The sequence below is a fragment of the Flavobacterium sp. AC274 genome (assembly GCF_979258275.1).
Genome location: NZ_OZ409852.1, coordinates 5,312,658 through 5,338,538, shown reverse-complemented (window position 1 = coordinate 5,338,538; position 25,881 = coordinate 5,312,658). Strand labels below are relative to the sequence as shown.

Below are 25,881 nucleotides of genomic sequence, written 5' to 3'. Positions count from 1 at the left end.
ATTTATTTCTCACGCAGATTTAGCAGATTAGACAGATTTAATTTGATTTTTTAAAACAAAAAATTGGTTGTTACTGTTTGCGTGAGGGATAGCAGCGGAAAGCCCACAGCCTGACGAAGGAAGTGCGAGGACTTGTAGCGAATAGCCCGATTCGCCGCGGCGAAACACGCCCAAAATATTTAAGTGCTATTTGTTTTTGTAACCAAGCTGATCATGATGTCGTCAAAAGTAGATCAATCATTAATTAATAGTAAATATGAAATCAATTTTTAAAGTGTACATGGTGTTTTTTCTAATATTCTATTCGGCTGCTTTTAGTCAAAATTTAGAATCTAAAATAGATAAGCTGATAAATGAAAAATTTAAACCTGATGGCCCGGGAGCAGTTTTTTTAGTTGCTAAGAAAGGAAAAGTAATTTATAGGAAAGCATTTGGAATGGCGAATTTGGAAATGAATATTAAAATGCAGTCTGAGTTTGTTTTTGAAATTGGATCTATGACCAAACAATTCACGGCTGTTTCAATCCTAATGCTGGTAGAACAAGGCAAGATTAAGCTAGATGATGATATCACGAAATTTATTCCTGATTATCCAACAAACGGAAATGTTATTACGATACATCATTTATTGACACACACTTCTGGAATTAAAGATTTTACGAGTATGAAAGCTATAAAAGATATTGCCAGAGAGGATTTGTCTCCAAAAGAATTGGTTGATTTTTTTAAAAATGACCCCATTGATTTTAAACCCGGAGAACAGTTTAAGTATTGTAATTCAGGATATGTTGTTTTAGGATATATTCTTGAAATTGTGTCTGGTCAAACTTATGAAGATTTTATACGGAATCATATTTTCGAAAAAATCGGAATGAACAACAGTTACTATGCAAGTCATGATAAAATAATAAAAAACAGGGTTTCTGGTTATCGTAACAGGGACGGACTTGTGAATGCAAATTATATTAGTTTTTCAATACCATATGCTTCTGGTTCAATTATGTCTACTGTAGATGATATGCTAAAGTGGCAAAATGCAATTGATTCTAATAAATTAATTAGCTCAAAAATTGCCGACAAAGCGTTTACGAATTATACTTTAAAGGATGGAAGTAAAATTGATTATGGATATGGCTGGCATATAAAAGATTTAAACGGGAAATTGGTGCGTGAGCACGGAGGCAGTATTTTCGGTTTTAAATCAATGGGAGTTTATGAACCTAGTGAACAGGTTTATGTAATAGGATTGAGCAATTGCGATTGTAATTCGCCAACTGCGCTTACGAGAGATATTGCTGCTTTAGTATTGCAATAACGGTAATAAAAAAGGGTGCTGTGAAGCACCCTTTTTGTATAATTAATATAAGATTACACAGCCAAAGCTTCTTTTATTCTGCGTAATGCTTCTTTTAATATATCGTTGCTTGTTGCGTAAGAGAAACGGATACAATTTGGATTTCCAAAAGCGTCTCCAGTTACGGTTGCTACGTTTGCTTCGCCTAAAAGATACATTGATAAATCGTTTGCATCTTTAATTTCTGTTCCTTTTAATGTTTTTCCGAAGAAAGAAGAAACGTCTGGGAAAACATAAAATGCTCCTTCAGGAACGTTGATTTTTATTCCCGGAATTTCTTTTAATAAACCAACAACCAAATCTCTGCGTTCGTGAAAAGCCTTAACCATGTGGTTTAATACACTAGGATCTGCATCAACAGCAGTAATTGTAGCACGTTGCGCCACAGAGTTTGCTCCTGAAGTTACTTGTCCCTGAATTTTTGTACACGCTTTTGCAATGAATTCCGGCGCACCGATGTAACCAATTCTGTATCCTGTCATAGCAAATGCTTTTGCCACTCCGTTTACAGTAATTGTTCTTTCAAACATTCCTGGAATTGAACCGATACTGCAGAAAGTTCCTGAGAAATTAATGTGCTCATAAATTTCATCGGCAACCACATATATATTTGGGTGTTTTTCTAAAACTTTTGCAAGAGCTGTTAACTCTTCTCTGCTGTACACAGATCCAGATGGGTTACAAGGAGAACTGAACCACATCATTTTTGTTTTTGGTGTAATGGCAGCTTCTAATTGTGCTGGTGTAATTTTAAAATCAGTATCTACAGACGTTGGAACCTCAACAGGAACTCCGCCAGACAATTTTACAATTTCGAAATAAGAAACCCAGTAAGGTGCTGGTAAAATAACCTCGTCACCATCATTTAACATTACTTGTGCAATATTATATAAAGATTGTTTTGCTCCTGTCGAAACTACAATTTGAGTTGGTTTATAATCTAAATTATTGTCTCTTTTGAATTTTCTGCAAATAGCTTCTCTCAATTCTAAATAACCTTCTACCGGAGAATAGGTGCTGTAATTTTCGTCAACTGCTTTTTTAACAGCTTCTTTAATAAAATCTGGTGTATTAAAGTCTGGCTCACCTAAACTTAAACTGATAATGTCTTTTCCCTGCGATTTTAATTCACGTGCTAAAGCAGCCATTGCTAAGGTTTGTGATGTCGCTAAGTTGTTAATTCTGTCTGAAAGAATATGATTCATTATAAAAATTTTGAATGTCCTTAATTTCAACTTAATTAAGGAAGGTTAATTATTAATAGATTTTTGATTTTTATGCTAGTTCCGGTTTCATTCCAAGATCTTTTAAGTGCTTGTAATGTGCTATAACAGCTCCTCTCATAGTTCTGAATTCATGATAAGGCAAGTTGCATTCTTTTGCAGTTTGTTTTACAATTTCAGCAATTTTTCCGTAGTGAATGTGACTAATATTTGGAAAAATATGATGCTCTATCTGATGATTTAAACCACCGGTAAACCAGTTGATTATTTTGTTTTTTGGAGCAAAATTAGCCGTTGTATATAATTGGTGAATGGCCCATGTATTTTCCATTTCGCCGTTTTCATTTGGAACCGGATTTGAAGTTTCCTCAATTACGTGTGCTAATTGAAAAACGACACTTAAAATTAATCCCGCAACATAATGCATTACGAAAAAGCCAATAACAACTTTCCACCATGTTACACCTAAAACCATTGGTAAAACCATCCAGATTAAAACATAAATTATTTTAGTGATCACTAAAACGGTCCATAATTTAGCCGGACTTTGTGGTGTTCCGTATGATAATTTTCTCTTCAGATAGTTTTTCATTTGTTTAAAATCAGTCGTTAAAGCCCAATTAAAAGTCAAAAGTCCGTATAAGAAAAAAGAATAATAATGTTGAAATTTATGAAATTTGTGCCATTCAGCATTTTTTGTAAAACGAATAATTCTTCCGGCATCAAGATCTTCATCATGACCGTGAATATTAGTATACGTATGATGAAGTACATTGTGTTGTACTTGCCAGTTGTGTACATTTCCGGCCAAAACATAAATGCTTCCGCCCATAATTTTATTGATCCAGGATTTAGAAGAGTAAGACCCATGGTTTCCATCGTGCATTACGTTCATACCTATTCCAGCCATTCCAACTCCCATAAGAATGTTTAATAACAATTGTGCCCAAAAAGGCATGTCAAGAGTTAATATCAAAAAGTATGGCGTTAAAAAAACGGCAAACAGAATAATGGCTTTTAAGTGCAGCTTCCAGTTTCCGGTTTTCTGAATGTTGTTCTCTTTGAAGTAATTGTTTACTCGTGAGTTAAGTGTTCTGAAGAACTTCAGATTGTCTTGCTTAGCAAATGTAGGCGCAGTGTTATTCATAATTAATTTAAATAGTTTTCAAAGGTAATTATTATAAATTTTCAATTTGCAAAATTGAGTTAAATATTTCAATCGTAAAGTAGTACTTTTGTTAAAAAATTAGAGCAATGGATGAGATATTGAAATATTTTCCTGATTTGACCGACATTCAAATCGAACAATTTCAAAAATTAGACTTTTTATACCACGATTGGAATGAAAAAATCAATGTTATTTCGCGAAAAGACATTGATGCCTTATATACAAAACACATTTTGCACTCTCTTGGAATTGCAAAAATAATGAAGTTTGAACCTGGAGCAACTGTTCTTGATGTTGGAACCGGAGGAGGATTTCCCGGGATTCCGTTAGCGATTCTTTTTCCTGAAACCCGTTTTTATTTAATCGATGTTATAGCCAAGAAAATAAAAGTCGTTCAGGGCGTTGTTGATGCTTTAGAATTGAAAAATGTAAAAGCGGAACAAAAGCGTGCCGAATTGGTAAAAGGAGATTTTGATTTTATTGTAAGTCGTGCCGTTACCAATATGCCGGATTTTGTTTCGTGGATTAAGGATAAAATCAAAAAGCAACACAAGCATACATTGAAAAATGGAATTTTATATCTTAAAGGTGGAGATTTGGCAGAAGAATTAAAAGATTTTCCAAAAGCAACATTATATGATTTGGCAGATATTTTTGAAGATGAGTTTTTTGAGACTAAAAAAGTCGTGCATTTACCATTGAAGTTTCAACCTTAAAAATTTGTTTCAAAAGTTTCAGGTTTCAAGTTTGAAAACCTTCAAATAATAAAAAAACCGAATCTAAATTTTAGATTCGGTTTTTTTATTTGAAATTATTTAAACTAATAAGCCATTTCTTGTATTTGTAAAAATGAATTTCTTTTTTGATCTAAATGATCTATAAACTCATTAAGAGATTGTGTTGCTGCTTCAGGAGAATATTTGAATTTAGGATCGAAGAAAAACTCTCTGCAAATTACAGGTTCATTTGATGAATCATAAATTGCTTCGTCTGTTTCGTCAAGATTCTCATCACTATATTGGCAAGGAAACAAACGGGCTAATTCTATTATTCTACTACTAAACCATTTATCAAATACTTTCTTTTTTGGAGAAATATGACGTGCAAGTAAAACTAAACCAACAAGTTCGTTTTGAAGATAGTATGATCCTTTTCTATATCTTACATCTACCATTTTCACATTCATAAGAGCAACCCAAATTGGTCCGTTCACAGAATTTGTTGCAGGAATGTTTAAATCTGTATCAAAATCAAGAGGACTTGAATATTCAGGATTAGCAATTGAAGCCCAAAGTGCTTCGATACGTCTGTCGATATCATTTGCTGCTTTTGTATATCCTGTAAAGCGCCAATTTACCCATTCTAAAAGAGCTGCTGTTAAACCTATAGCAGCTTTATGGTTAATTTGGGTTAATGCAATTTCTAGTTCTTCATTTCCTTCCAAAGGATCTAAAATCGCATCTATTTTCTTTTTTGTCCATTTAAAATTAATTGGGTGACCAATACATTTTGATTTTACAATGATTTCAGGAACATTTTTTAAATTTTTCATAAGCTTTTTAATTTAGAATTAGTGTCATGTTTTATATCAGTAAAACTGTTTCTTCTATTTGTTTCTTTGTGATTTAAAACTTTGACAAAATTATATGTTAGCTTATTTTTAACCTGATACTATAAGTTTTTTGAATGATAAATTAGGATTTTTTAGAAGGTAAGTGACTGATTTCTAACAACATAAGAAAAGTACTACAAATTTTACAATTATTTAAAAATGAGTTGTTTAAAAAAGAAACCCACAATTATCAAAAGACAACTGTGGGTTATATAAATTAGATGATCTAATGTATTATCCTAAAAATGGGTATCTGTAATCTTCAGGAGTTACAAAAGTTTCTTTAATAGTTCTAGGAGAAGCCCAACGTAATAAGTTCAATGCAGAACCAGCTTTATCGTTAGTTCCGGAAGCTCTTGCTCCACCAAAAGGCTGCATTCCTACAACTGCTCCGGTTGGCTTATCATTAATGTAGAAGTTACCTGCAGCATTTTGCAATTTCGTAGTTGCTACTTCAATAGCATAACGATCCTGGCTAAATACAGCTCCTGTTAAAGCATATTCAGAAGTAGTATCAACTAATTCCAGAGTTTCTTCCCATTTTGCATCTTCGTAAACATATATAGTAATAACTGGTCCGAATAATTCGGTTTCCATTGTAGTATATTTTGGATTTGTAGTTACAATAACGGTTGGCTCAATAAAGTATCCTACAGATTTATCGTAGTTTCCACCGATGATGATTTCAGCGTCAGCATCTTTTTTAGCCTGATCGATGTAACTAGCTAATTTATCAAAAGAACCTTCGTGAATAACTGCTGTAATAAAGTTTCCAAAATCTTCCGGAGAACCCATTTTCATAGATTTTGCATCAGCAATTAATTGTTCCTTTACAGCTGGCCATAAACTTTGCGGAATATAAGCTCTTGAAGCTGCAGAACATTTTTGACCCTGAAATTCAAATGCTCCACGAGTAATTCCAGTTGCAACTTGTTTTACGTTAGCACTTGGGTGCGCAATGATAAAATCCTTCCCACCAGTTTCACCAACGATTCTTGGGTAAGTTTTATAGTTGTTAATATTTGCACCAATTTTTGCCCAGATATCTTTAAATACATGAGTAGATCCTGTAAAGTGAACTCCGGCGAAATCACGGCTTGCCAAAACAGTATCGGTAATCATTAAAGCATCTCCAAAAACAACGTTGATAACGCCATCAGGAACACCAGCTTCTTTGAAAACATCAATAATAACTTTTGCCGAAAATACCTGGCTGTCACTTGGTTTCCAGATTACAACGTTACCCATCATAGCAGCACTTGCAGGAAGATTTGCAGCAATAGCAGTAAAGTTAAAAGGAGTAATTGCGTAAACAAAACCTTCAAGAGGTCTGTATTCTAAACGGTTCCAAACTGTAGAATCAGATTTTGGCTGATCGTTGTAAATCTGCGTCATGAATTCTACGTTGTAACGTAAAAAGTCGATCAATTCGCAAGAAGCATCAATTTCTGCCTGGTGAATATTTTTAGATTGTCCAATCATAGTAGCAGCATTAATACGAGCTCTGTATGGACCTGCAATAAGTTCCGCAGCTTTTAAGAAAATAGCAGCACGTTGTTCCCATGCCATATTTGCCCATGCTTTTCTTGATTCAAGCGCATTTGCAATTGCTTTTTCGATATGTTGTTTTTCAGCTAAATGATAGGTTCCTACGATATGTTTGTGATCGTGAGGCGCTGAAATGGTTTTTGTATTTCCGGTTTTGATTTCTTCACTACCAATGTATAATGGAACATCGATTTTAGAGTTCCACATTGAAGTGTATGCTGCCTGAACAGCTGCTTTTTCTGGTGAGTTCGGTGCGTAACCTTTTACTGGTTCGTTTACCGCTTTTGGTACATGAAAGAATCCTTTTAACATGGGTTGTAAGTATTTAAAATTACGAATTATTTAAATTTTCACAAAAGTACAAAGGATATTTTGATTATATCATAACACAATATTAAAAGTTGTAATTAAATAAACAAATCGGGCTAAATTGTAAAGAGCATCAGCTGTTTAATAATTAAATTTGATACAAATACGCAAAATATTTTTTCAAATATTTAAAATAGTAACGAAATGAAAATTCCCCTTTTAGCTTTTAATGATAATGGAATTTATTGCCAGCAGGCCGATGTTTATCTCGACCCATGGCGACCGGTGAAAAACGCCATTATTACACACGGACATTCTGATCATGCGCGCTGGGGGCATGAAAATTATATTACACATCACACTAATATTCCTATAATTCGCCATCGCTTGGGCGAAATAAATGTTACAGGAAAAGACTGGAACGAAACCTTTGTAATCAATAATGTAAAATTTTCTTTTCATCCCGCCGGACATATTATTGGAAGCGCTCAAATTCGTGTAGAACATAAAGGCGAAGTCTGGGTTTTTACCGGAGATTATAAAACGGAAGATGACGGAATCTCTGTTCCGTATGAAGTGGTTAAATGCCATACTTTTATCACCGAATGCACTTTTGGATTACCCGCTTTTAACTGGACACCGCAAGCCGAAGTGATTACAGAAATCAATAATTGGTGGGCAGAAAATAAAGCAGAAGGAAAAACTTCGATTTTGTTCGGATATTCTTTAGGAAAAGCACAACGACTTTTAAAATACTTAGATACAGATCTCGGAACAATATATACGCACGGCGCCATTGAAAATATGACCAATGTGGTACGCCCTTTAATTGATCTTCCACCAACAAAACTGGTGACTTATGAAACTAAGAAAGAAGATTTATTAGGAAACATTGTCCTTGCACCGCCAAGTGCGCATGGAAGTACGTGGATCAGGAAAATGACGCCATTCGTTACAGGTTCTGCAAGTGGCTGGATGGCTTTTCGCGGAGCCAGACGTCGACGCGCGATTGATAAAGGTTTTGTTCTTAGTGATCACTGCGATTGGTATTCTCTTTTGGATAGCATAAAAGCAACAGGCGCAGAAAAAGTAATCTGTACGCACGGTTATACCGATATTTTTTCTAAATACTTAAGAGAAATAGGATACGACGCCAGAACCGAGAAAACCCAATACGAAGGTGAAACGGCAGAAATGGAAAAGGAAGTTGAAACTCTGAAAGAAATCCAGGAATGAAAAATTTCGCCCAACTCATAAAAGTCCTTGACAGTTCGAACAAAACGAATGTAAAAGTTGATGCGCTGACCATGTATTTTAAAAATGCATCGCCGGAAGATAAAGTGTGGACGATTGCGATTCTTTCACACCGTCGTCCGCCGAGACCTGTCAATACCACTTTATTGCGAAATTGGGCAAATGAACTGGCCAATATCCCGTTATGGCTTTTTGAAGAAAGTTACCATATTGTGGGAGATTTGGCCGAAACGATTGCTTTGATTATTCCCACTACAAAAGAACATTCTGATAAAAGTTTAACTGAATATCTTCAGGAAATCATCGCTTTAAAAAAGAAAACAGATCCGAAGAAAAAAGAATATTTACAGCAAAACTGGCTTGCGCTAAATTATTACGAACGGTTTGTTTTTACCAAATTAATTACCGGAAGTTTTAGAATCGGCGTAAGCCAAAAATTGATGACAAGGGCACTTTCTAAAGCAGAAGATGTTGATGAAGATGCTTTGGCGTATAAATTAATGGGAAACTGGGATCCGAATACAATTACTTTTCAGGAATTGATTTTGGATGAACAAAACAGCGATTATTTGTCAAAACCCTATCCGTTTTATCTTGCATATCCAATTGAAGGCGAAGTGGAAAATTTAGGAAATCCCGAAGATTGGTCGATAGAACATAAATGGGACGGAATCAGGTCTCAAACCATCATCCGCGAAGGCGAAATTTATGTTTGGTCAAGAGGCGAGGAGCTGGTAACGGATAAATATCCGGAATTCAAAAATTTCGTTGAAATAATCCCGAACGGAACCGTAATTGATGCCGAAATTTTAGCTTTTCCAGAACGCGAAATTGGAACTTTTAATGATTTGCAAACCAGAATTGGGCGTAAAGCCATATCAGCAAGTTTACTCGAAAAAGTTCCCGTAATTTTGAAAGCCTATGATATTTTAGAATGGGAAGGTAAGGATATTCGCCATTTGCCTTATGCAGAACGCAGATTATTATTAGAACAATTATATAATTCAATTAAAGATAAAACCGCTTCTTTTCAATTATCAGAAAGAGTTTTGCTCCATTCCTGGGATGATGTAACGGCCGAAAGAATGCGTGCCCGCGAAATGAAAAGTGAAGGTTTGATGATAAAACGCAACGATTCAACTTATCAGGTTGGAAGAAAAAAGGCGATTGGTGGAAATGGAAAATTGAGCCTTTGGTAATCGATGCTGTTTTAACGTACGCAATGCGAGGTCACGGGCGACGTTCGAATCTTTTTACAGATTATACTTTTGCGCTCTGGCAAACCAATGATAAAGGCGAAAAAGAACTGGTAACATTTGCAAAAGCCTATTCCGGTTTAACCGATGCTGAATTTAGAAGAGTAGATGATTTTATAAAGAAAAATACCTTAGAACGTTTTGGTCCGGTTCGAAGCGTTACGCCACAATTGGTTTTTGAAATTGGTTTTGAAGGAATTGCACTTTCAAAAAGACATAAAAGCGGTGTTGCAACACGTTTCCCACGAATTTTGAGATGGCGACACGATAAAAAAATTGACGAAGCAAATTCGATTGAAGATCTAAAAAGTATGATTTCGTAAAAGATTCAAAGGGAAACTCTGTCCCTCTGAGCCTTTGCAACTTTGAACCTTTATAAAAAAAATGAATAGAGAAGAATTATATGCTATTGCAGAAAATTGGTTTCAGAATCAGGGTTGGAAATCATTTCCGTTTCAAACCCAAACCTGGACCGCATTTTTGCAGGGAAAAAACGGTTTGCTGAACGCACCAACCGGAAGCGGAAAAACCTATGCTTTATGGTTTCCGATAGTTCTCGATTACATGAAGAAAAACCCGGATTATAAAACTAAACACAAACCCGGATTAAAAGCCATTTGGATTACGCCTTTGCGAGCACTTTCTGTTGAAATAAAACAAGCGGCAGAACGAATTGTTGAAGATTTAGAGTTGCCATTAACAGTCGGAATCCGCTCTGGAGATACTTCTCAAAGCGAAAGAGCGAAGCAAAGCAAGAAAATGCCGGATTTGCTGATAACAACGCCTGAAAGTTTACAATTGCTTCTTGCATCAAAAGAATTTGCGAAAATTTTTGCCAATTGCTCAGCCATTGTGGTTGACGAATGGCATGAATTATTAGGCACGAAACGCGGTGTTCAAATGGAATTGGCTTTATCCAGATTAAAAATAGTGGCACCCAAAATGCGTATTTGGGGAATTTCAGCTACAATAGGAAATCTTGAATTGGCACAACAGGTTTTATTAGGTTTAAATTCTGAAGCCTATCAAAATTCAGTTTTGATAAAGGCTAATATCAACAAAAAAATAAAAGTACTTTCGATTCTGCCTGAAAAAATGGACAGTTACCCGTGGCGCGGTCATATGGGTTTGCACTTAATTGATGAGGTGGCGAAAATCATCAGAAGAAGTAAAACGACCTTAATTTTTACCAATGTACGTTCTGCATGTGAAATGTGGTTTCAGGCGATATTAGAAAAATATCCTGAATTTGCCGGAGATATGGCAATGCACCACGGAAGCATAAGTAGAGAAACAAGATTGTGGGTTGAAAATGCGATTCGAAATGAAGACTTAAAAGTAGTTGTTTGTACTTCAAGTTTAGATTTAGGAGTAGATTTTGCGCCTGTTGAAACCATTATTCAGGTTGGCGGGCCAAAAGGAGTCGCGCGTTTTCTGCAGCGAGCCGGACGAAGTGGACATCAGCCCGGAAAAGAAAGTGTGATTTATTTTCTTGCCACGCACGCTATAGAATTAATTGAAGCATCGGCATTAAAAAAAGCAGCTGCGAGAACAATTGTCGAAGACCGAATTCCGTACTTGAACAGCTGGGATGTTTTGGTGCAATACCTTAATACATTAGCAGTTTCGGATGGATTTTATCCCGATGAAATTTTTGAAGAAGTCAAAAACACCTTTTGTTATCAAAACATGACAAAAGAAAACTGGAACTGGATTCTGAATTTTATTACCAACGGAAGTCAGAGTTTACAAGCGTATGACGAATTCAAAAAAGTTGAAATCGAAGAAGACGGACGCTTTAAAATCCACAGCCGAATGATTGCTATGCATCACAGAATGCAGATTGGAACTATTGTAGGCGATGCGTCGTTAAATGTTAAGTTTTTAAGCGGAGGCTATATAGGTTCTATTGAGGAATGGTTTGCCTCAAAACTACAGCCTGGAGATGTCTTTACGTTTGCGGGTAAAAGACTTGAATTATTTCGGGTAAAAAATATGCAGGTTTTAGTGCGAAAAGCAGATCCTAAAAAAGCTTCAAGAGTAGTAAGCTGGATGGGTGGCCGTATGGCTTTATCGGTACAAATGAGTGAATTATTGCGGGAAGAATTATATGCCGCAAATACTGATAAGTTAACGCCTGAATTAATTGCATTGCAGCCTCTCTTTGCAAGACAAAGAAAAGAAAGCATCGTTCCTAATACCAATCAATTTTTAATAGAAACGTTTAAAACCCGTGAAGGATTTCATGCTGTTTTTTATCCTTTTGAAGGCCGATTTGTACACGAAGCCTTGGCCAGTATTATTTCGTATCGAATTAGTCTACTCTCTCCAATTACTTTTTCGTTAGCTTATAATGATTATGGATTTGAATTACTTTCTGATCAGGAAATTGATATGGAAAGTGTTTTTGATAATAATTTATTTTCAACAGAATACGTACATCACGATTTGCAAAAAAGTTTGAATTCGACTGAAATGGCGCGACGAAAATTTAGGGATATTTCTGTAATTGCCGGTTTGGTATTTACCGGAATGCCTGGAAAACCAGTTAAAACCAAACATTTACAAAGCGGTTCGCAATTGCTTTTTGAAGTTTTCCGAGATTATGAACCCGACAATTTATTGCTTCAGCAAGCGTATATTGAAACATTCGAACATCAATTGGAAGAAGGACGTTTGATTCAGGCTTTAGAACGAATAAACAGGCAAACGATTGTCTGGAAGCAATGTAAAAAGCCAACACCTTTTAGTTTTCCAATTATTACAGATCGACTTCGGGAAAAATTATCAAGTGAAACATTGGCAGAAAGAATTAAAAAAATGACAGCCAGTTACATGAAATAATTTTGGACTGATTTTTGGATAAAACCTCTTGAATCACACTTTTTGGGCTGATTCTAAAAATCTAATTTAACACAGAAACATAGATTCTATTTAACTAAGAAATATTATTTAAGAAAACTCGTTTTTCACATAGCTATGCGTTTATATGAAAAGTGAAACGTCTTTTTTGAACATTCCAAAAGCTTTGTTTCTATAGGCTAAAAATAATTGCGACAACGTACATGAACATAATAATAAACAATCAGGATTTCATTCTGCATCAATCTGGTGCTGTTTTTTGGGAAAAAGAAAAAATACTTTTAATCTCAGATGTGCATTTAGGAAAAGTGGCGCATTTTAGAAAACACGGAATCGGAATTCCAAACAATGCCATTTTTGAAAATTTTACCCGATTAAAAACGGTTTTAGAATTATTTAATCCAAAAACAATCGTTTTCTTGGGCGATTTGTTTCATAGTAAAATCAATAATGAATGGGATCTTTTTGTGCAATGGACTAAAGAACATTCGCAGAAAATAATTTTGGTGGAAGGAAATCACGATATTATTTCTAAACAAAACTATTCAGATCTAAATATTGAAATTTTTAATGAATTAGAAATAGGCAATTTTCTATTAACCCATCATCCCACAGAAAAAGAAAACTTCTTTAATTTTTGCGGACACATTCATCCCGGAATACAATTACGAGGATTGGGACGCCAATTTTTAAGTTTATCTTGCTTTTTTCACAAACCAAATCAGTTGATTTTTCCGGCTTTTGGAGAATTTACAGGAAACTCATACCTAATTCCAACAGAAAAAGACAAAGTTTATGCGATTACAAAAGAGGGAATAATAGAAGTTGCAATAAATTAATTCAGTGCAAAAGGAGCGCACATTCTAAAAGTAGGAACAATTACTTTGAATGTTTTTGTTGTAGTAAAATTGATCATATTAAAATGACCTTTCATGGCTCCGTATGGAGATGAAAGCAAACAACCAGAGCTGTAAGTGTGATTTTCACCAGGTTTTAAAACAGGTTTTTTGCCGATAACGCCTTCACCGTCAACAACTTCTAGATCGTTAAGAGAGTCGAAAATTTCCCAGTGACGAGAAGTTAACTGAACCGAATCTTTACTATGATTTTCGATTGTAATTACATAACTAAAGGCAAAATGAATCTTGTAGTTCTTGAAGTAAGTACCTTCAAAACTAGTTAAAACAGATATTTTTATGCCTCTTGTAATCTGAGAAACCATACTAACGTCGTATATATGTGAGTGTTATAGTGGCAAACTTACGAAAAAAATTCGTTTACCCGAAATCCTTTAACAATGTTTTAATTGGTGATATTGATAGAGTTAGCATTCCCCTTTCCGATAACTCTTTCATATCGATCAGAACTTTGCTTATAATATACCAATATTGTGTATTCATTTTCGGTTTGATAGAAGTTGCCATCAATAGCATTTTCGTAATCAACAATGCCTTTTTTATCGGCGATTTTATATTGAAAATTGGTAAAACCCTGTTTGATCATAATTGCTTTTTCAAAAACACCCTTATCCTGGTTGTAATCCATTTTATTTTCTGCCGATAAGCTGTAATTATTAAACATTCCGGTAACATAAATGTCCTTATTATTTGATCTGAATGTTGGTGCCGAAAGGGTAAAATAAACCCAGGCATAATCGGCTTCAATTTCGTTGTTAGAACCGTTTAGATTCTTAACAACAAAATTACCGTTTACATCTTCATAATTGGTATAAATTTGATTGGCTCTTGCGGCATTGGTATACAAATAAGAGTTATAAATATCATTATTAGATCCTACTTTCCCCACATTATTATTAGCGGCCCGAATGTCTTTATTCTCAAAATATAAAAATTCATTTCCACCCCAAAACAAAGTTTCCTGTCCATATTTATAAACCAACTGATTGCCAATTGTATATTGAGGAGGAATGTTTTTAATTGCTGTGTTAAAATCCCCATTTTGCAGCAAAACCACTCTCACATTTTGCAAAGGCGTTTGAAAAGCAATATCATTAGAAAGTATCGTAAATTCAAGATTTTGCATATAGTTTATATTGCTGAGGTTTCGGCTTCTTTTACCTGGGCTGCAACAGTCGAATGCTCTTCGTATAAAATAAATTTTCTTGAGAAAACAACTTCCTTATCTTCATTCAGAATTTTTAAGATATAATTCCCTGAAAGTCGTAATTGCGTTGTAAACTGATTGGGAAAAGCAAGCCGGTAATGTGAATAAACCTGAAGCGTGTTAAAAGAATTTACATAATCTGTAATCCTTTGGTTATCAAAACCACGAATAAAATCTGTTTTAGGAATATCGGTTGGTTTCCAGTTGTAATCGCAATGCGTAATATCAAAATAATAATTGGCTTCGTTGCCAAATAAATCATCAAATTGCAATTCAAACGTGGAGCCTAATTCAAATATTGGCACAACATTATTTCCGTTTTGAACAAACGAAACTGTTTTTATATTATAAGGAGGAATTACTTCTGTTTGTACTTCCTGCGCTGTCGCGAAAGTAAAAATGAAAAACAAAAGAAAGTTCTGAAACAAAAATTTTGACATCTTATTGCGTTGTAAGATTGTAAATATAACAATTTATATAACGAAAAATAGTACGTTTTATTGGTTTTAAAAACAATTTATTAAGAACCCAAAATGTAATCCAGATTAACTTCGATTTCATCGTTAACAAAACTTTCTTCTAAAAGCGAATCAGATAACAGCTTTTTGTTTTCCTGTAATTTGATTATTTTTTCTTCTACCGTATTTTTTGAAATGAAGCGAATAACATTCACCTTATTTAATTGCCCAATTCGGTGTGCTCGTCCAACTCCTTGTTTTTCAGCAAAAGGGTTCCACCACGGATCCAGAAATAAAACATAAGAAGCTTTGGTGATATTCAAACCTACACCGCCTGCTTTAAGCGAAATAAAAAATAACAACGGCTCTTCTTTTTCCTGAAACAGCTTTACCTGCTGTTCTCTTTTACTTGCCGGAGTTTCACCTGTAATTTCACAGAATGTTATTTTATTTTCTTTACACCAGGTCGTGTAAAAACTCAAATTAGTAACAAACGAACTAAAAATGATCGTTTTTTGTTTCTCTTTTACTAAAGTTTCCAGATAATTAGTAACCGCAATATATTTTCCCGAATCAATTTCAGATTCCTGATCGACCATTTTTGGATGATTACTCAACTGTCTTAACTTCATCAACGTATTGATAATGCTAATTTTGTCAGGACTTGATCCGTCTGTTTTTAATAAAAAATTACGAGCTTTAGATTTTTCCTGCTCATATAATTTTTCCTGTTCAGGATCCATGTCACAGTAGTAAATCTGCTCTGTTAATTCTGGTAAATCTTTTAAAACCTGCTCTTTGGCTCGTCGCAAAATATAAGGCTGAATCAGATTTTTTAATTCAGACAAACTATTTTCGTCTTGCTTTTTCTCAATCGGAATTTTAAAATTTTCAGCAAAAAAATTATAAGTACCCAAAATTTCAGGGTTTATAAACTCCATTTGCGACCATAAATCGTCAAGCGAATTTTCGATTGGAGTACCACTCAATGCAATTTTATTATAAGTCTTTATTTTATTAATCGCTTTAAAAATTTTAGAATTCTTGTTTTTAATGTATTGACTTTCGTCTAAAATTAAATAGCGAAAATTATATTTTTCTAAAATTGAAATATCGCGATGCACAATGCTGTAACTCGTAAAAATTAAATCACAAGAATCTAATCTGCTTGCTAATAATTTCCTGTCATTACCCACATATTGCATTTTTGAAAAGTGCGGTGTAAATTTTGCTGCTTCATTATACCAGTTAAAAACCAATGAAGAAGGTAAAACAATCAGGGTTTTTAGTGGTTCTCTTTGTATAGTGGTTTCATTTTGAAATAAATCAAAATTCGTGGTTTTTGTTGTAAAACCTAATTGTTCCTGTACGGCCACGAGAACGGCCAAGGTCTGTAAAGTTTTACCAAGTCCCATATCATCAGCCAGACAAGCACCCAAATTGGAGTTAAAATGACCCAAAAGCCATTTTACACCATCAATTTGATAAGGTCTTAAAGTAGCTTTTAGCAAATCAGAAGCAACATATTCAGCTTCGTAAATGGTTTCTTCATCATTTTTGATTTCCGGTATCGCATCCAAAGCGGTAAAATTGCTTTTACGCAAAAGAAGACTTCCATCTTCTGTTTTCGCCAGTTTTGCCAGCGAACTATATTTACTGAACCATTCTAAGGGAATCAAAAAATAGTTTCCATCAGGCAATAAAAAGAGTCTTTCTTTACTTTTTATATTAGGAATTATTTCACTGAAGTTAATCGTATAACTTCCAACTGTAATGATTATTTTAATGTCAAACCAATCTCCGGTTGTTTCTTTTGAAGCTGAAACGGTATGGTTTCCTGTAATGATTTCTTTGCTTTCGAGTTTTAAATTCTGGATTGTAAATCCCAGATTTTCAAGTTCTTCCTTGCGATCAATAACAAATTGAATATTGGTGTAAGGATCGCTAATTTCTGTTTCAGAATTCAATCCCAATAATTCATTTTTGATTTTTGTTAAACCAATTTCAACTAATTTATTTGTATATAAAATCTCATCAGCACTTCGTTTAAACTGAATTATTTTAGGTTCATTTATAATGCTGAAATCAACAAACGAATGTGTTTTCTTCGTTTTGCCTGAATCAAATGAATAGCCATTATAATCGAAAAATAAATTGAGATAATAACAGTTTTTGAAGAAATCGTAAACAGGCTGAATCGTGCATGAAATAATGGTATCACGAAGTTCAATTTCAAAACCGGTTGCCTGAATATCAATTTTTTTAGCAATTTCTGGAATGAAATTTTTAAAGTAATTATCAACTAATTTTGAAGGTATTTCGATTGATTTTTTAGTTAAAAAAGGCGAAAGTTTTTTAGAATTGAGATCTTTTAACTGCCCTAATTTCTTATCTATAATTAACCAGCCCGGCTCGTCTAAAAGAACATCTACGCTACTATTCATGGGTAAAAAGGTAGTTTCATTTTCTTTTAAAGATAAACTATAAGTAATGCCGGCGTCGTGTTTGTCAAATTGAATTTGAGGTTCGAAAGATCGGGGTTCAATATTGACTCTTGAACGGAAAAAATCCTTTTCAGCGCTCATATTGATTGACAGCGGAAATTGCTCTTTTACAATTAAAGTATAAAAGCAGTCCAGATTTAATTGCAAATGCTGGCGAATCGCAAATTCAATTTTAGAGTCTTTCTGTAAATCTGCAATTGTTTTTGCTGATTTGATTTTTGCGCTGAACTTTTTGAAAATAAACTCAGGTTTTAATGATTCGCAAGCTGTCAGTATTTTTTTTGAATTAGAATCTAAATCATCAAATATAATTCCGAAGCTTTTAAGAATTCCCGAAGTTGCTTTTTTGTCTAAATATTTAATGTCATTCGTATCTTCAACGACATAAGACGTTGGAAGATAAGTGTTCAGGTTTTTGTCAAAACTGACGTCAAAACAAAATTGAAATGATTTTGAAGGTTTCAAAATTAGGGTTGGGTTGTATTAGGGTTTGAGCTAAAATTTAAAAAGTTTTCAAATATTGCTATTTTGAAAACTTTTTAAATGAACTATAAATCAATTATGTGGTGAAAAATCTATTGTTTAATTTCCTGTTTGAAACAAAGAGGAATAATTTCTCCTTTTGCCAAACAATATTTTTCTACCAATTCTGGTGCAATTTTATTCGTATAATCTTCTTCGATTACGATAAAACCGATACTTCTTAATTTGTCGAAATAATCGCGGCCGTAAATACGAACGTGATCGTATTGTCCAAATATTTTAGCGCGTTCTTTTTGATCGGTAATGGTATCATCAGCAAAGGTTTTTTCTCTCGATAAATCCTGAGGAATCTGTAAAACAGCCATTCCGCCTGGTTTTAATACGCGAAATAATTCCTGCATTGCTTTTGTATCATCCGGAATATGTTCTAAAACGTGATTGCACAAAATCACATCGTATTCGTTGTCTTTAAAAGGTAAATTACAGATATCTGCTTTTACATCTGCCAAAGGCGAAAATAAATCCGTTGTCGTATAGTCAAGATTTTTTTGCTTGCGGAATAATTTATAAAAAGCTTGTTCCGGAGCAAAATGCAATACTTTTTTGGAGCAGTAAAAAAATCAGTCTGATCGTTTAAATACAGCCAAAGCAAACGGTGTCTTTCTAAAGAAAGTGTACTTGGCGAAAGTACATTGTTACGTTGTTTTCCGTATCCGTAAGGTAAAAACGATTTAAAACTTTTCCCGTCAATAGGATCGGTAAATTTGTCTCCTTTTAATGATAAAGCCAAAATCGGACGCGCGACATAACTCAAACGAATTAATAATGGGCGTGGGATTGTATTAAGTATTAGTTTAAAAAGTTTTTTCATTGGGGGTTGTTTCGCAGAGTTTCACAAAGTTAGCACGAAGTTTCACAAAGTGTTTTTATTCTCTAATAATTATTTGAATCTATGGAATAACTTATAATACTAAAGGCACTTGTCTAAATTCGTCTTCTTCATTACTCTCAATTCCTAACGCTTTATAGATGTATTGAAAAGTCGATAATAATTCTGGTTTACCATCAATTAAGGCAACGTCGTGTTCGAAATGCGCACTTGGTTTTCCATCAGCCGTTAATATAGTCCAGCCGTCTTTAAGTTGTTTGATGTTTCTTGTTCCCATATTAATCATTGGCTCAATAGCAACGACCATTCCTTCAACAAAAAGTTTTCCGCGACCGCGTTTTCCGTAGTTTGGCATTTCCGGTTCTTCGTGCATTTTCTGTCCAACGCCGTGTCCAACTAATTCGCGAACAACACCGTAACCGTGAGCTTCAGTATATTTTTGAATAGCATTTCCAACATCTTCTACGCGATTTCCTGCTTTAAATTCACGAATCCCAACATATAGAGATTCCTTAGTGATTTTCAAAAGTTTTTTAACTTCCGGAGCAACTTCTCCAATTTCAAAACTGTAAGCGTGATCACCGTGATAACCGTTTTTGAAAGCGCCACAATCTACAGATATAACATCACCATTTTTCAAAGGTGTATTGTTCGGAATTCCGTGTACAACCTGTGCATTCGGACTCATGCAAAGCGAATTCGGAAAATCATACAATCCCAGAAAACTAGGAACCGCACCATGATCACGAATAAATTCTTCGGCTAACTTGTCAAGATATAATGTGGTGACTCCTTCTTTAATTTCAGAAGCAATCATTCCTAATGTTTTAGATACGATCAAAGCACTTTCGCGCATTAATTCAATTTCCTCTCTACTTTTTTGGATAATCATATTTTTCAGATTTTCAGTTCGCAAAAGTACAATTTTAATATAAATTTTTGGCTAAAATTTTTTGCCTCGAATTGGTTTTTTCGCCACGAATTCACGAATTTCCACGAATAACAGTTTAGTAGAATTTTTAAAACCAATATAATTAGTGCTAATTAGTGATCCCGATAGCTATCGGGAGTGGCAAATTTTCAATTTTAATCTCTTGTTCTTTTCAACTTAATATTTGACAGAAAAACCGTAAATTAGTAGTAAAAACGTTTAAATCATGAAAACTCCGATAGTCCAGGAAAATATATCCAAAGAAAAAGCTTTACGAAAAATGAAAGGAAACGCTTTGGCACTTTTAGGTTTTGCGGTGCTTTTATTTATAATTGCTATTTATTTTAAAATTCCGATGCTGCAGGCGTTTAGCGAAGCAGCAATGGTGGGTGGAATTGCAGATTGGTTTGCAGTTGTGGCTTTATTTCGTCATCCGATGGGAATCCCGATTTGGCATACGGCGATTATTCCAACAAAGAAAAATGAAATCGGCGAAAATCTGGGCAGTTTTGTTTCCGAAGAATTCCTGAATCGTGAAAAACTGGAAATTAAAATAGAAGAATTCAATTTTGCGACAAAAGCTTCAGATTGGCTTTCACAGGGAGAAAATGCCAATAAAATTGCCAATTTGGTTGTCGTTAATATTATTCCGGGTGTTTTAAAAACTATAAAAGATGAAGATGTAAAACGATTAATTCAGGTTCAGTTTAAGGAAAAATTGGAAGGAATTAATTTTGGAGATTGGGTCGCTTTGGCTTTGGAACCTTTGCAGAAAGGAAACGTAAAAGACCAATTGCTAACCAATTTGATGGAAGTTATGAGCACCGAATTGGCCAATAATAAAGATTTGATTCGGAAAAAAGTAAAAGAATCAACACCATTTTTGAGTTTTGGCTTAGCCGATAAAAGCATTTCAGAAGGAATTTTTAATGGTTTGGCCGAATTTTTAGATGAAGCCAAAAATCCCGACAGCGCCGTGAGAATTAAAATAGACGAATATGTTTATAATTTTCTGGATCAGGTAAAAAATTCAGAAGAAATGCGAGTAAAAATCAATAACCTAATTCTTGGTTTTGCCGGCAAAAAAGAAGTTCAGGATTATGTAAACGGGATCTGGGATGAGATAAAATTGTCTATTACTAATGATTTGGAAAAAGGGGATCAATCTTCCATCAAAAATAGTATCTCAAATTTAATTCAGGGTTTCGGAACCGGAATAAAAGATGATCCAATAATGATCGACAAAATCAATAATTTTATCAAAATTGATTTATTATCAGTGCTTTTAAATAATAAAAAAGTGATAGGCGATTTAATTTCCTCTACTGTAAAAAGCTGGGACGGAAAGGAAGTTTCTGAAAAATTAGAACTGGAAATCGGTAAAGATCTTCAATACATCAGAATCAACGGAACGCTGGTTGGCGGAATGATCGGACTTGTGATTTATGGTGTAGAACAGATTTATCACTTTTTTATAGTGTGATGCTTTTTAAACCATATAAGTTATATAAGTAAATATAAATCAGCGTGATTTGTTTTTTTTGGAAAAATAAAACCATATAAGTATAGTAAGTTTTTTAAATGAACTTATATAACTTATATGGTTTAAAAATTTAACCTAAGATGTTTTCTACAACAACGAATGACAAGTCATTGCTGCTGGTTGCTGAACGCCCATTAACTCTAAAATAGTAGGAGCGATGTCACCTAAAACACCATCGTTTATGTTCTTTAATTGTTTGTCAACCAAAATAATCGGCACCGGGTTTGTTGTGTGTGCAGTATTTGGACTTCCGTCAGGATTAATCATAGTTTCGCAATTTCCGTGATCTGCAATTACAATTGTAGTATAATCGTTTGCAAGTGCTGCTTCGATAACACCTTTTACGCAGGCATCTACAGCTTCACAAGCTAAAATTGCAGCGCTCATGATTCCGGTGTGGCCTACCATATCACCGTTTGCAAAATTTAAACAAACAAAATCAACTTCGCCTTTGTTTAATTCTGGAACAAGCGCGTCTTTCAATTCAAAAGCACTCATTTCTGGCTGTAAATCGTAAGTTGCTACTTTTGGAGAGTTTCTTAAAATTCTGCTTTCTCCTTCAAACGGAGTTTCTCTTCCGCCGGAAAAGAAGAAAGTTACGTGTGGATATTTCTCGGTTTCGGCAATACGAATTTGCTTTTTACCGGCTTTTTCTAAAACCTCACCAAGAGTTTCAGTAATATTATCTTTATTGTAAACTACTTTTACATTTTGGTATGTTTCGTCGTAGTTGGTAAGCGTAACATAGTACAAGTTTATTTTGTGCATGTTTTGCTCGTGAAAATCTTGTTGAGAAAGCGCTTCTGTAAGCTCACGACCTCTGTCTGTTCTAAAATTGAAGAAAATGACAACATCGCCTTCGATAATCGTAGCCAATGGATTTTCTTTCTCATCAACCATAACGATTGGTTCGATAAACTCATCGGTAACGTGATTTGCATAACTGTCAAGAACGCTGGCAACTGCATTTTGAGAATGAGTTCCTTTTGCATTTACCAATAAATCGTAAGCAAGTTTAACTCTTTCCCAGCGTTTGTCACGATCCATTGCATAATAGCGACCAATGATTGAAGCAATTTTTACAGGAGTTTCTTTAATATATTCTTCTAAATCATGAATGTATTTAGCTCCCGATTTTGGGTCAACATCACGGCCATCTGTAAAAGCATGGATAAAAACATTATCTAAACCATATTCCTGAGAAGCGTCAATTAATCCGCGTAAATGTGAAGTATGAGAGTGAACACCTCCATCAGAAACTAATCCTAAAAAGTGAACTTTTTTATTGTTTTCTTTGGCATATTTAAAAGCATCAACCAATACTTGCTCTTTTGCAAGCGTTTTGTGTGCTACTGCCAGATTTATTTTGGCTAAATCCTGATATACGATTCTTCCGGCACCAAGATTCATGTGACCTACTTCACTATTTCCCATTTGACCTTCTGGTAAACCTACGTTTAAGCCATCAGTTCTAAGTTGTGCACTTGGGTAATTTCGGTAAAGACTGTTTATAAAAGGAACGTTTGCATTGTCTATTGCAGATACTTTAGGGTCAGGAGATTTTCCCCAACCGTCTAAAATCATAAGTATTACTTTTTTGTTCATCATTTTTAGTTTTTTACAAAGATAAACCATTTATAAAATGAGCAAGAAAGCAATGTCATAATTTATGTTTAATAAAATGAATTGTTGTGAAAAATATTAAATTAATTATATAAGTCTTTATTTTTTAAAATTAATTCAGACTACGCTCGCTTTCTAATTTTATTTTTGACCGCATTATAGTCAATAAAGTATTTTACGCTTACAGAAAAAACATGTTTTAATGCCGTATTAGTTAATAAGTCGGCGACATTCGATTTGAATTCTTTGTCAATTGTACGTTCAAAATTTGCAGCGCTGTTTCGGTATAAAACCGAAACCTGACTACCAGGAGCAAACCACCAGGAATAGGAAAGATCAGCATTCCAGGAATAAAAACTCGAATTTTTGTTTTCAATATATTGCGGATGTGGAGATAAAGTCCCGTCTTGTTCCAGTTCAAGAATATCTTTGTTTTCGGCATACGACCAATATTGGCGAACGGCTAAATTAAGCGTCATCGCACTGTTTATTGCATATTTTCCACTTAAAGTGTTAGCGTAGGTAATTACATTTCGATTTGCAAAAACAATAGTTTCGGGTGTACTTTCATTATCATCTTCATCAACACTGTCGATATACCCTTTGTTGTTGTCTTTTCTTAAATAGCTAAAAGTGTATGTCAACAATAGTTTATTATTAAAACGATATCTTGGGCCAATGTCAACCCCATAATTCAGTCGTCCTGATTCATTAAAAAATAATAAAGTGGGATTTAAATCTAAAGCAAATTTATAATTGTAATTGGTCGAAATGCTGCCCCACCATTCTATCCTTTGCGGAAGCGCTACATATCTATTGTCTGCCCTTGGCTCATAATAATCGTATGATTCTAATGGATAAAAAGTAATTCCTGTTCCGTAATAATTATTTTTTACTGTTGTAAGGTTCACATTTGCATTGATGCTGTTATCTTGTACTTTTCCAGATTCTTTATTAAATTCTGAATACAAATTCAGGTTAATCTTGAAACTATTAAAAAGCTTTGTCGGGTTTAGAATTCTGTAATTTGCATTTCCGTAAAAGTTGTAATAATTAGTATAGAAATTAATTCCCAAATCATTCGGATCGAAATCTTTAGAAACAAAATCAGAACCAAAACTGTAACGATAATTTCCGCTTGTTTCGGCAAAGCCAATAGTTGAATAAACACCTTTTTTATCTTCTTCGGCATTAATTAAACTGTATTTTACATTTCCCGATAAATTATAAGTATTCGCCTTTGTATTTAAATCCCACGCCAGACCGGTTACGTTGGCGTCTCTGTAATGTGTATTTCTGGAAACATTTGTATTGATTAAGGTTACTGATGAATTTTTGCGAAAGCGCTGATCTAAAACCAAAACATTATAATTTGTCAAAGGTTCCACAACTTCACGTCTGGTTGCGCCGGAAATTGTATCTTGTATGACAGCAAATGTTTTTTCGGTAACTGCGTTTAAAATCCCGATTCCCAAACCATTTTTAGTTCTTCCCGAAACTTTTAGCGCATTAATAAGATTTACGTTCTGAACATTTTCGATGATTTTTTCATCATCATTTAAATCCGGATCAATTGACGGTGCTCCTCCAATTCTTCTCGAATAAAACATATTTCCTTTGTTGAACAAATCAGTTCCTTCGGTAAAAAAGGCCCTGTTTTCGTTAAATTGCTGCTCAAACGGACCCAAATTCAAAATCTGATCATCGTATTTTGTTTGTCCAAAATCGGGAATTAAAATGGCATCGAGTGTAAAAGCATCGTTTATACCATATTTAATATCCATTCCGCCTTTCATTGTTCCGTAGGTTTTTTGTCCCTCTCCGGCATTTAAATAATAAGAAGCGTAAGGCATAAAAAACAATCGGGTAGGAGGTTTGATGTTTTCAATTCCTTCCAGGTTACCGTTTTGCTGTGTAAAAGTGCCAATTTTGGTATCAATTAAATTCCACGTATATTTTTTACGTTCTCTTTTTATTTCCCTGAAAAAATTAATTCCCCACGTTTGTTTATTTTCTGCAGAAAAACGCAAAGCTGCATACGGAATTTTAATTTCAACAATCCAGCCTTTATCGCTTAATCTGGCTTTGCTAATCCAGACCGCATCCCAGGTAAAATCTTCACCATTTGCATCTGTCATAATACAATCGCCTTGTACGTCAGAAGCAGAAACAAAAAATTCAAAATTTTGCTGACCGTCGTTAAAACCATTGATGAAAACACCAAAAATATCTGCAGTTCCAAAATTATCACGTTGAGAGATTTCTTTTAAAATCTTATCTGGCTCGTCATCATATAGCATTGCACCAATATAAAGGGCGTCATTATTATATAAAACTTTGATTTCAGATCTTTTAGTATTAGGAATAGGTTTACCATTATCGGGTTCAAACATAACAAAATCTGTAGCTAAAGGAGTATTTTCCCATGCGGCTTCATCTAATTTTCCATCAACCACAATAGATTGAGAAATTGGCTGTGCCTGTAAAGTTTTCTTTTGGCTAAAAACAAAGGATGTTGATAGTAAAAAACTTAAAAAAATATTTCTTTCATTTTTGAATAAAATAACGAATAATGATTGCCCTTATAGTAGACAGTCGTTTATGTTAAATGTTACACTTTAATATTCAATAATTATATCTTTTTAATTAAAGTAGGTTTACGGCTACATATTTAAACTTAAAAATAATCAGTAAAAGTGGGTTTTTTCCGTCGATATGCTAAAATTTTCTTTTCTATCTG

General features: G+C 34.2%; 15 protein-coding genes and 3 pseudogenes. 7 read left to right on the top strand and 11 right to left on the bottom strand.

Annotated elements, in window-relative coordinates:
- Positions 1-256 precede the first annotated feature (256 nt).
- A complete protein-coding gene (locus ACZZZT_RS24085; protein WP_463462214.1) occupies positions 257-1,315 on the top strand; it encodes a serine hydrolase domain-containing protein in 1,059 nt (352 codons plus the stop codon).
- 53 nt (positions 1,316-1,368) lie between these two features.
- On the opposite strand, the gene ACZZZT_RS24080 is transcribed toward ACZZZT_RS24085, so the two are convergent.
- Positions 1,369-2,559: a pyridoxal phosphate-dependent aminotransferase gene (locus ACZZZT_RS24080; RefSeq protein WP_463462213.1), complete on the bottom strand. Its 1,191-nt coding sequence runs from the start codon at positions 2,557-2,559 to the stop codon at positions 1,369-1,371.
- A gap of 70 nt (positions 2,560-2,629) precedes the next feature.
- Complete coding sequence (locus ACZZZT_RS24075) at positions 2,630-3,724, bottom strand: fatty acid desaturase family protein (RefSeq protein WP_042563748.1); 1,095 nt, start codon at positions 3,722-3,724, stop codon at positions 2,630-2,632.
- A gap of 107 nt (positions 3,725-3,831) precedes the next feature.
- Between ACZZZT_RS24075 and rsmG the strand changes: the two genes are divergently transcribed.
- Entirely contained in the window at positions 3,832-4,461 is a 630-nt protein-coding gene (gene rsmG, locus ACZZZT_RS24070; protein WP_463462212.1) for a 16S rRNA (guanine(527)-N(7))-methyltransferase RsmG, read from the top strand.
- Positions 4,462-4,565: 104 nt separating this feature from the next.
- Here rsmG and ACZZZT_RS24065 read toward each other — a convergent pair whose 3' ends face one another.
- Both ACZZZT_RS24065 and pruA read right to left on the bottom strand, forming a co-directional pair.
- On the bottom strand, positions 4,566-5,297 hold the full coding sequence (locus ACZZZT_RS24065) for a hypothetical protein (protein ID WP_463462211.1): 732 nt from the start codon (positions 5,295-5,297) through the stop codon (positions 4,566-4,568).
- A gap of 294 nt (positions 5,298-5,591) precedes the next feature.
- On the bottom strand, positions 5,592-7,217 hold the full coding sequence (gene pruA / locus ACZZZT_RS24060; protein ID WP_042563751.1) for an L-glutamate gamma-semialdehyde dehydrogenase: 1,626 nt from the start codon (positions 7,215-7,217) through the stop codon (positions 5,592-5,594).
- 201 nt (positions 7,218-7,418) lie between these two features.
- Between pruA and ACZZZT_RS24055 the strand changes: the two genes are divergently transcribed.
- From ACZZZT_RS24055 to pdeM, 4 genes and pseudogenes are all read left to right on the top strand, one after another.
- Positions 7,419-8,450, top strand: coding sequence for a ligase-associated DNA damage response exonuclease (locus ACZZZT_RS24055; RefSeq protein ID WP_463462210.1), 1,032 nt, complete (start codon positions 7,419-7,421; stop codon positions 8,448-8,450).
- Positions 8,447-10,047: pseudogene (locus ACZZZT_RS24050) on the top strand (ATP-dependent DNA ligase). The gene ACZZZT_RS24055 and the pseudogene ACZZZT_RS24050 overlap by 4 nt, the downstream one beginning before the upstream one ends.
- 61 nt (positions 10,048-10,108) lie before the next feature.
- Positions 10,109-12,568, top strand: coding sequence for a ligase-associated DNA damage response DEXH box helicase (locus ACZZZT_RS24045; protein WP_463462209.1), 2,460 nt, complete (start codon positions 10,109-10,111; stop codon positions 12,566-12,568).
- Between the two features lie 221 nt (positions 12,569-12,789).
- On the top strand, positions 12,790-13,425 hold the full coding sequence (gene pdeM / locus ACZZZT_RS24040; protein WP_042563755.1) for a ligase-associated DNA damage response endonuclease PdeM: 636 nt from the start codon (positions 12,790-12,792) through the stop codon (positions 13,423-13,425).
- Here the strand turns inward: pdeM and apaG are convergent.
- The 5 genes and pseudogenes from apaG to map all read right to left on the bottom strand — a co-directional run bounded on the left by apaG (position 13,422) and on the right by map (position 19,936).
- The gene (apaG, locus tag ACZZZT_RS24035; protein ID WP_042563756.1) at positions 13,422-13,808 is read right to left on the bottom strand and encodes a Co2+/Mg2+ efflux protein ApaG; all 387 of its coding nucleotides are present in this window, start codon (positions 13,806-13,808) and stop codon (positions 13,422-13,424) included. The genes pdeM and apaG overlap by 4 nt on opposite strands.
- 80 nt (positions 13,809-13,888) lie before the next feature.
- Positions 13,889-15,150 (bottom strand): annotated as a pseudogene (locus ACZZZT_RS24030) (type IX secretion system plug protein).
- A gap of 80 nt (positions 15,151-15,230) precedes the next feature.
- Positions 15,231-18,137, bottom strand: a complete 2,907-nt coding sequence (locus ACZZZT_RS24025) for a DEAD/DEAH box helicase (RefSeq protein WP_463462208.1) — start codon at positions 18,135-18,137, stop codon at positions 15,231-15,233.
- 110 nt (positions 18,138-18,247) lie between these two features.
- Positions 18,248-19,026, bottom strand: a pseudogene (locus tag ACZZZT_RS24020) (methyltransferase domain-containing protein).
- A gap of 91 nt (positions 19,027-19,117) precedes the next feature.
- Positions 19,118-19,936, bottom strand: a complete 819-nt coding sequence (gene map / locus ACZZZT_RS24015) for a type I methionyl aminopeptidase (protein WP_115843391.1) — start codon at positions 19,934-19,936, stop codon at positions 19,118-19,120.
- A gap of 265 nt (positions 19,937-20,201) precedes the next feature.
- Between map and ACZZZT_RS24010 the strand changes: the two genes are divergently transcribed.
- Entirely contained in the window at positions 20,202-21,458 is a 1,257-nt protein-coding gene (locus tag ACZZZT_RS24010) for a DUF445 domain-containing protein (RefSeq protein ID WP_463462207.1), read from the top strand.
- 147 nt (positions 21,459-21,605) lie between these two features.
- Here the strand turns inward: ACZZZT_RS24010 and gpmI are convergent, their stop codons facing one another.
- Positions 21,606-23,123, bottom strand: a complete 1,518-nt coding sequence (gene gpmI, locus ACZZZT_RS24005) for a 2,3-bisphosphoglycerate-independent phosphoglycerate mutase (protein ID WP_302097443.1) — start codon at positions 23,121-23,123, stop codon at positions 21,606-21,608.
- A gap of 140 nt (positions 23,124-23,263) precedes the next feature.
- On the bottom strand, positions 23,264-25,681 hold the full coding sequence (locus ACZZZT_RS24000) for a DUF5916 domain-containing protein (RefSeq protein ID WP_463462497.1): 2,418 nt from the start codon (positions 25,679-25,681) through the stop codon (positions 23,264-23,266).
- Positions 25,682-25,881 lie beyond the last annotated feature (200 nt).

Bases quoted from the DNA above. Each gene is read 5' to 3' on its own strand.
- ACZZZT_RS24085 (WP_463462214.1), top strand. From the start codon at position 257: ATGAAATCAATTTTTAAAGTGTACATGGTGTTTTTTCTAATATTCTAT.
- ACZZZT_RS24080 (WP_463462213.1), bottom strand. From the start codon at position 2,559: ATGAATCATATTCTTTCAGACAGAATTAACAACTTAGCGACATCACAA.
- ACZZZT_RS24075 (WP_042563748.1), bottom strand. From the start codon at position 3,724: ATGAATAACACTGCGCCTACATTTGCTAAGCAAGACAATCTGAAGTTC.
- rsmG (WP_463462212.1), top strand. From the start codon at position 3,832: ATGGATGAGATATTGAAATATTTTCCTGATTTGACCGACATTCAAATC.
- ACZZZT_RS24065 (WP_463462211.1), bottom strand. From the start codon at position 5,297: ATGAAAAATTTAAAAAATGTTCCTGAAATCATTGTAAAATCAAAATGT.
- pruA (WP_042563751.1), bottom strand. From the start codon at position 7,217: ATGTTAAAAGGATTCTTTCATGTACCAAAAGCGGTAAACGAACCAGTA.
- ACZZZT_RS24055 (WP_463462210.1), top strand. From the start codon at position 7,419: ATGAAAATTCCCCTTTTAGCTTTTAATGATAATGGAATTTATTGCCAG.
- ACZZZT_RS24045 (WP_463462209.1), top strand. From the start codon at position 10,109: ATGAATAGAGAAGAATTATATGCTATTGCAGAAAATTGGTTTCAGAAT.
- pdeM (WP_042563755.1), top strand. From the start codon at position 12,790: ATGAACATAATAATAAACAATCAGGATTTCATTCTGCATCAATCTGGT.
- apaG (WP_042563756.1), bottom strand. From the start codon at position 13,808: ATGGTTTCTCAGATTACAAGAGGCATAAAAATATCTGTTTTAACTAGT.
- map (WP_115843391.1), bottom strand. From the start codon at position 19,936: ATGATTATCCAAAAAAGTAGAGAGGAAATTGAATTAATGCGCGAAAGT.
- ACZZZT_RS24010 (WP_463462207.1), top strand. From the start codon at position 20,202: ATGAAAACTCCGATAGTCCAGGAAAATATATCCAAAGAAAAAGCTTTA.
- gpmI (WP_302097443.1), bottom strand. From the start codon at position 23,123: ATGAACAAAAAAGTAATACTTATGATTTTAGACGGTTGGGGAAAATCT.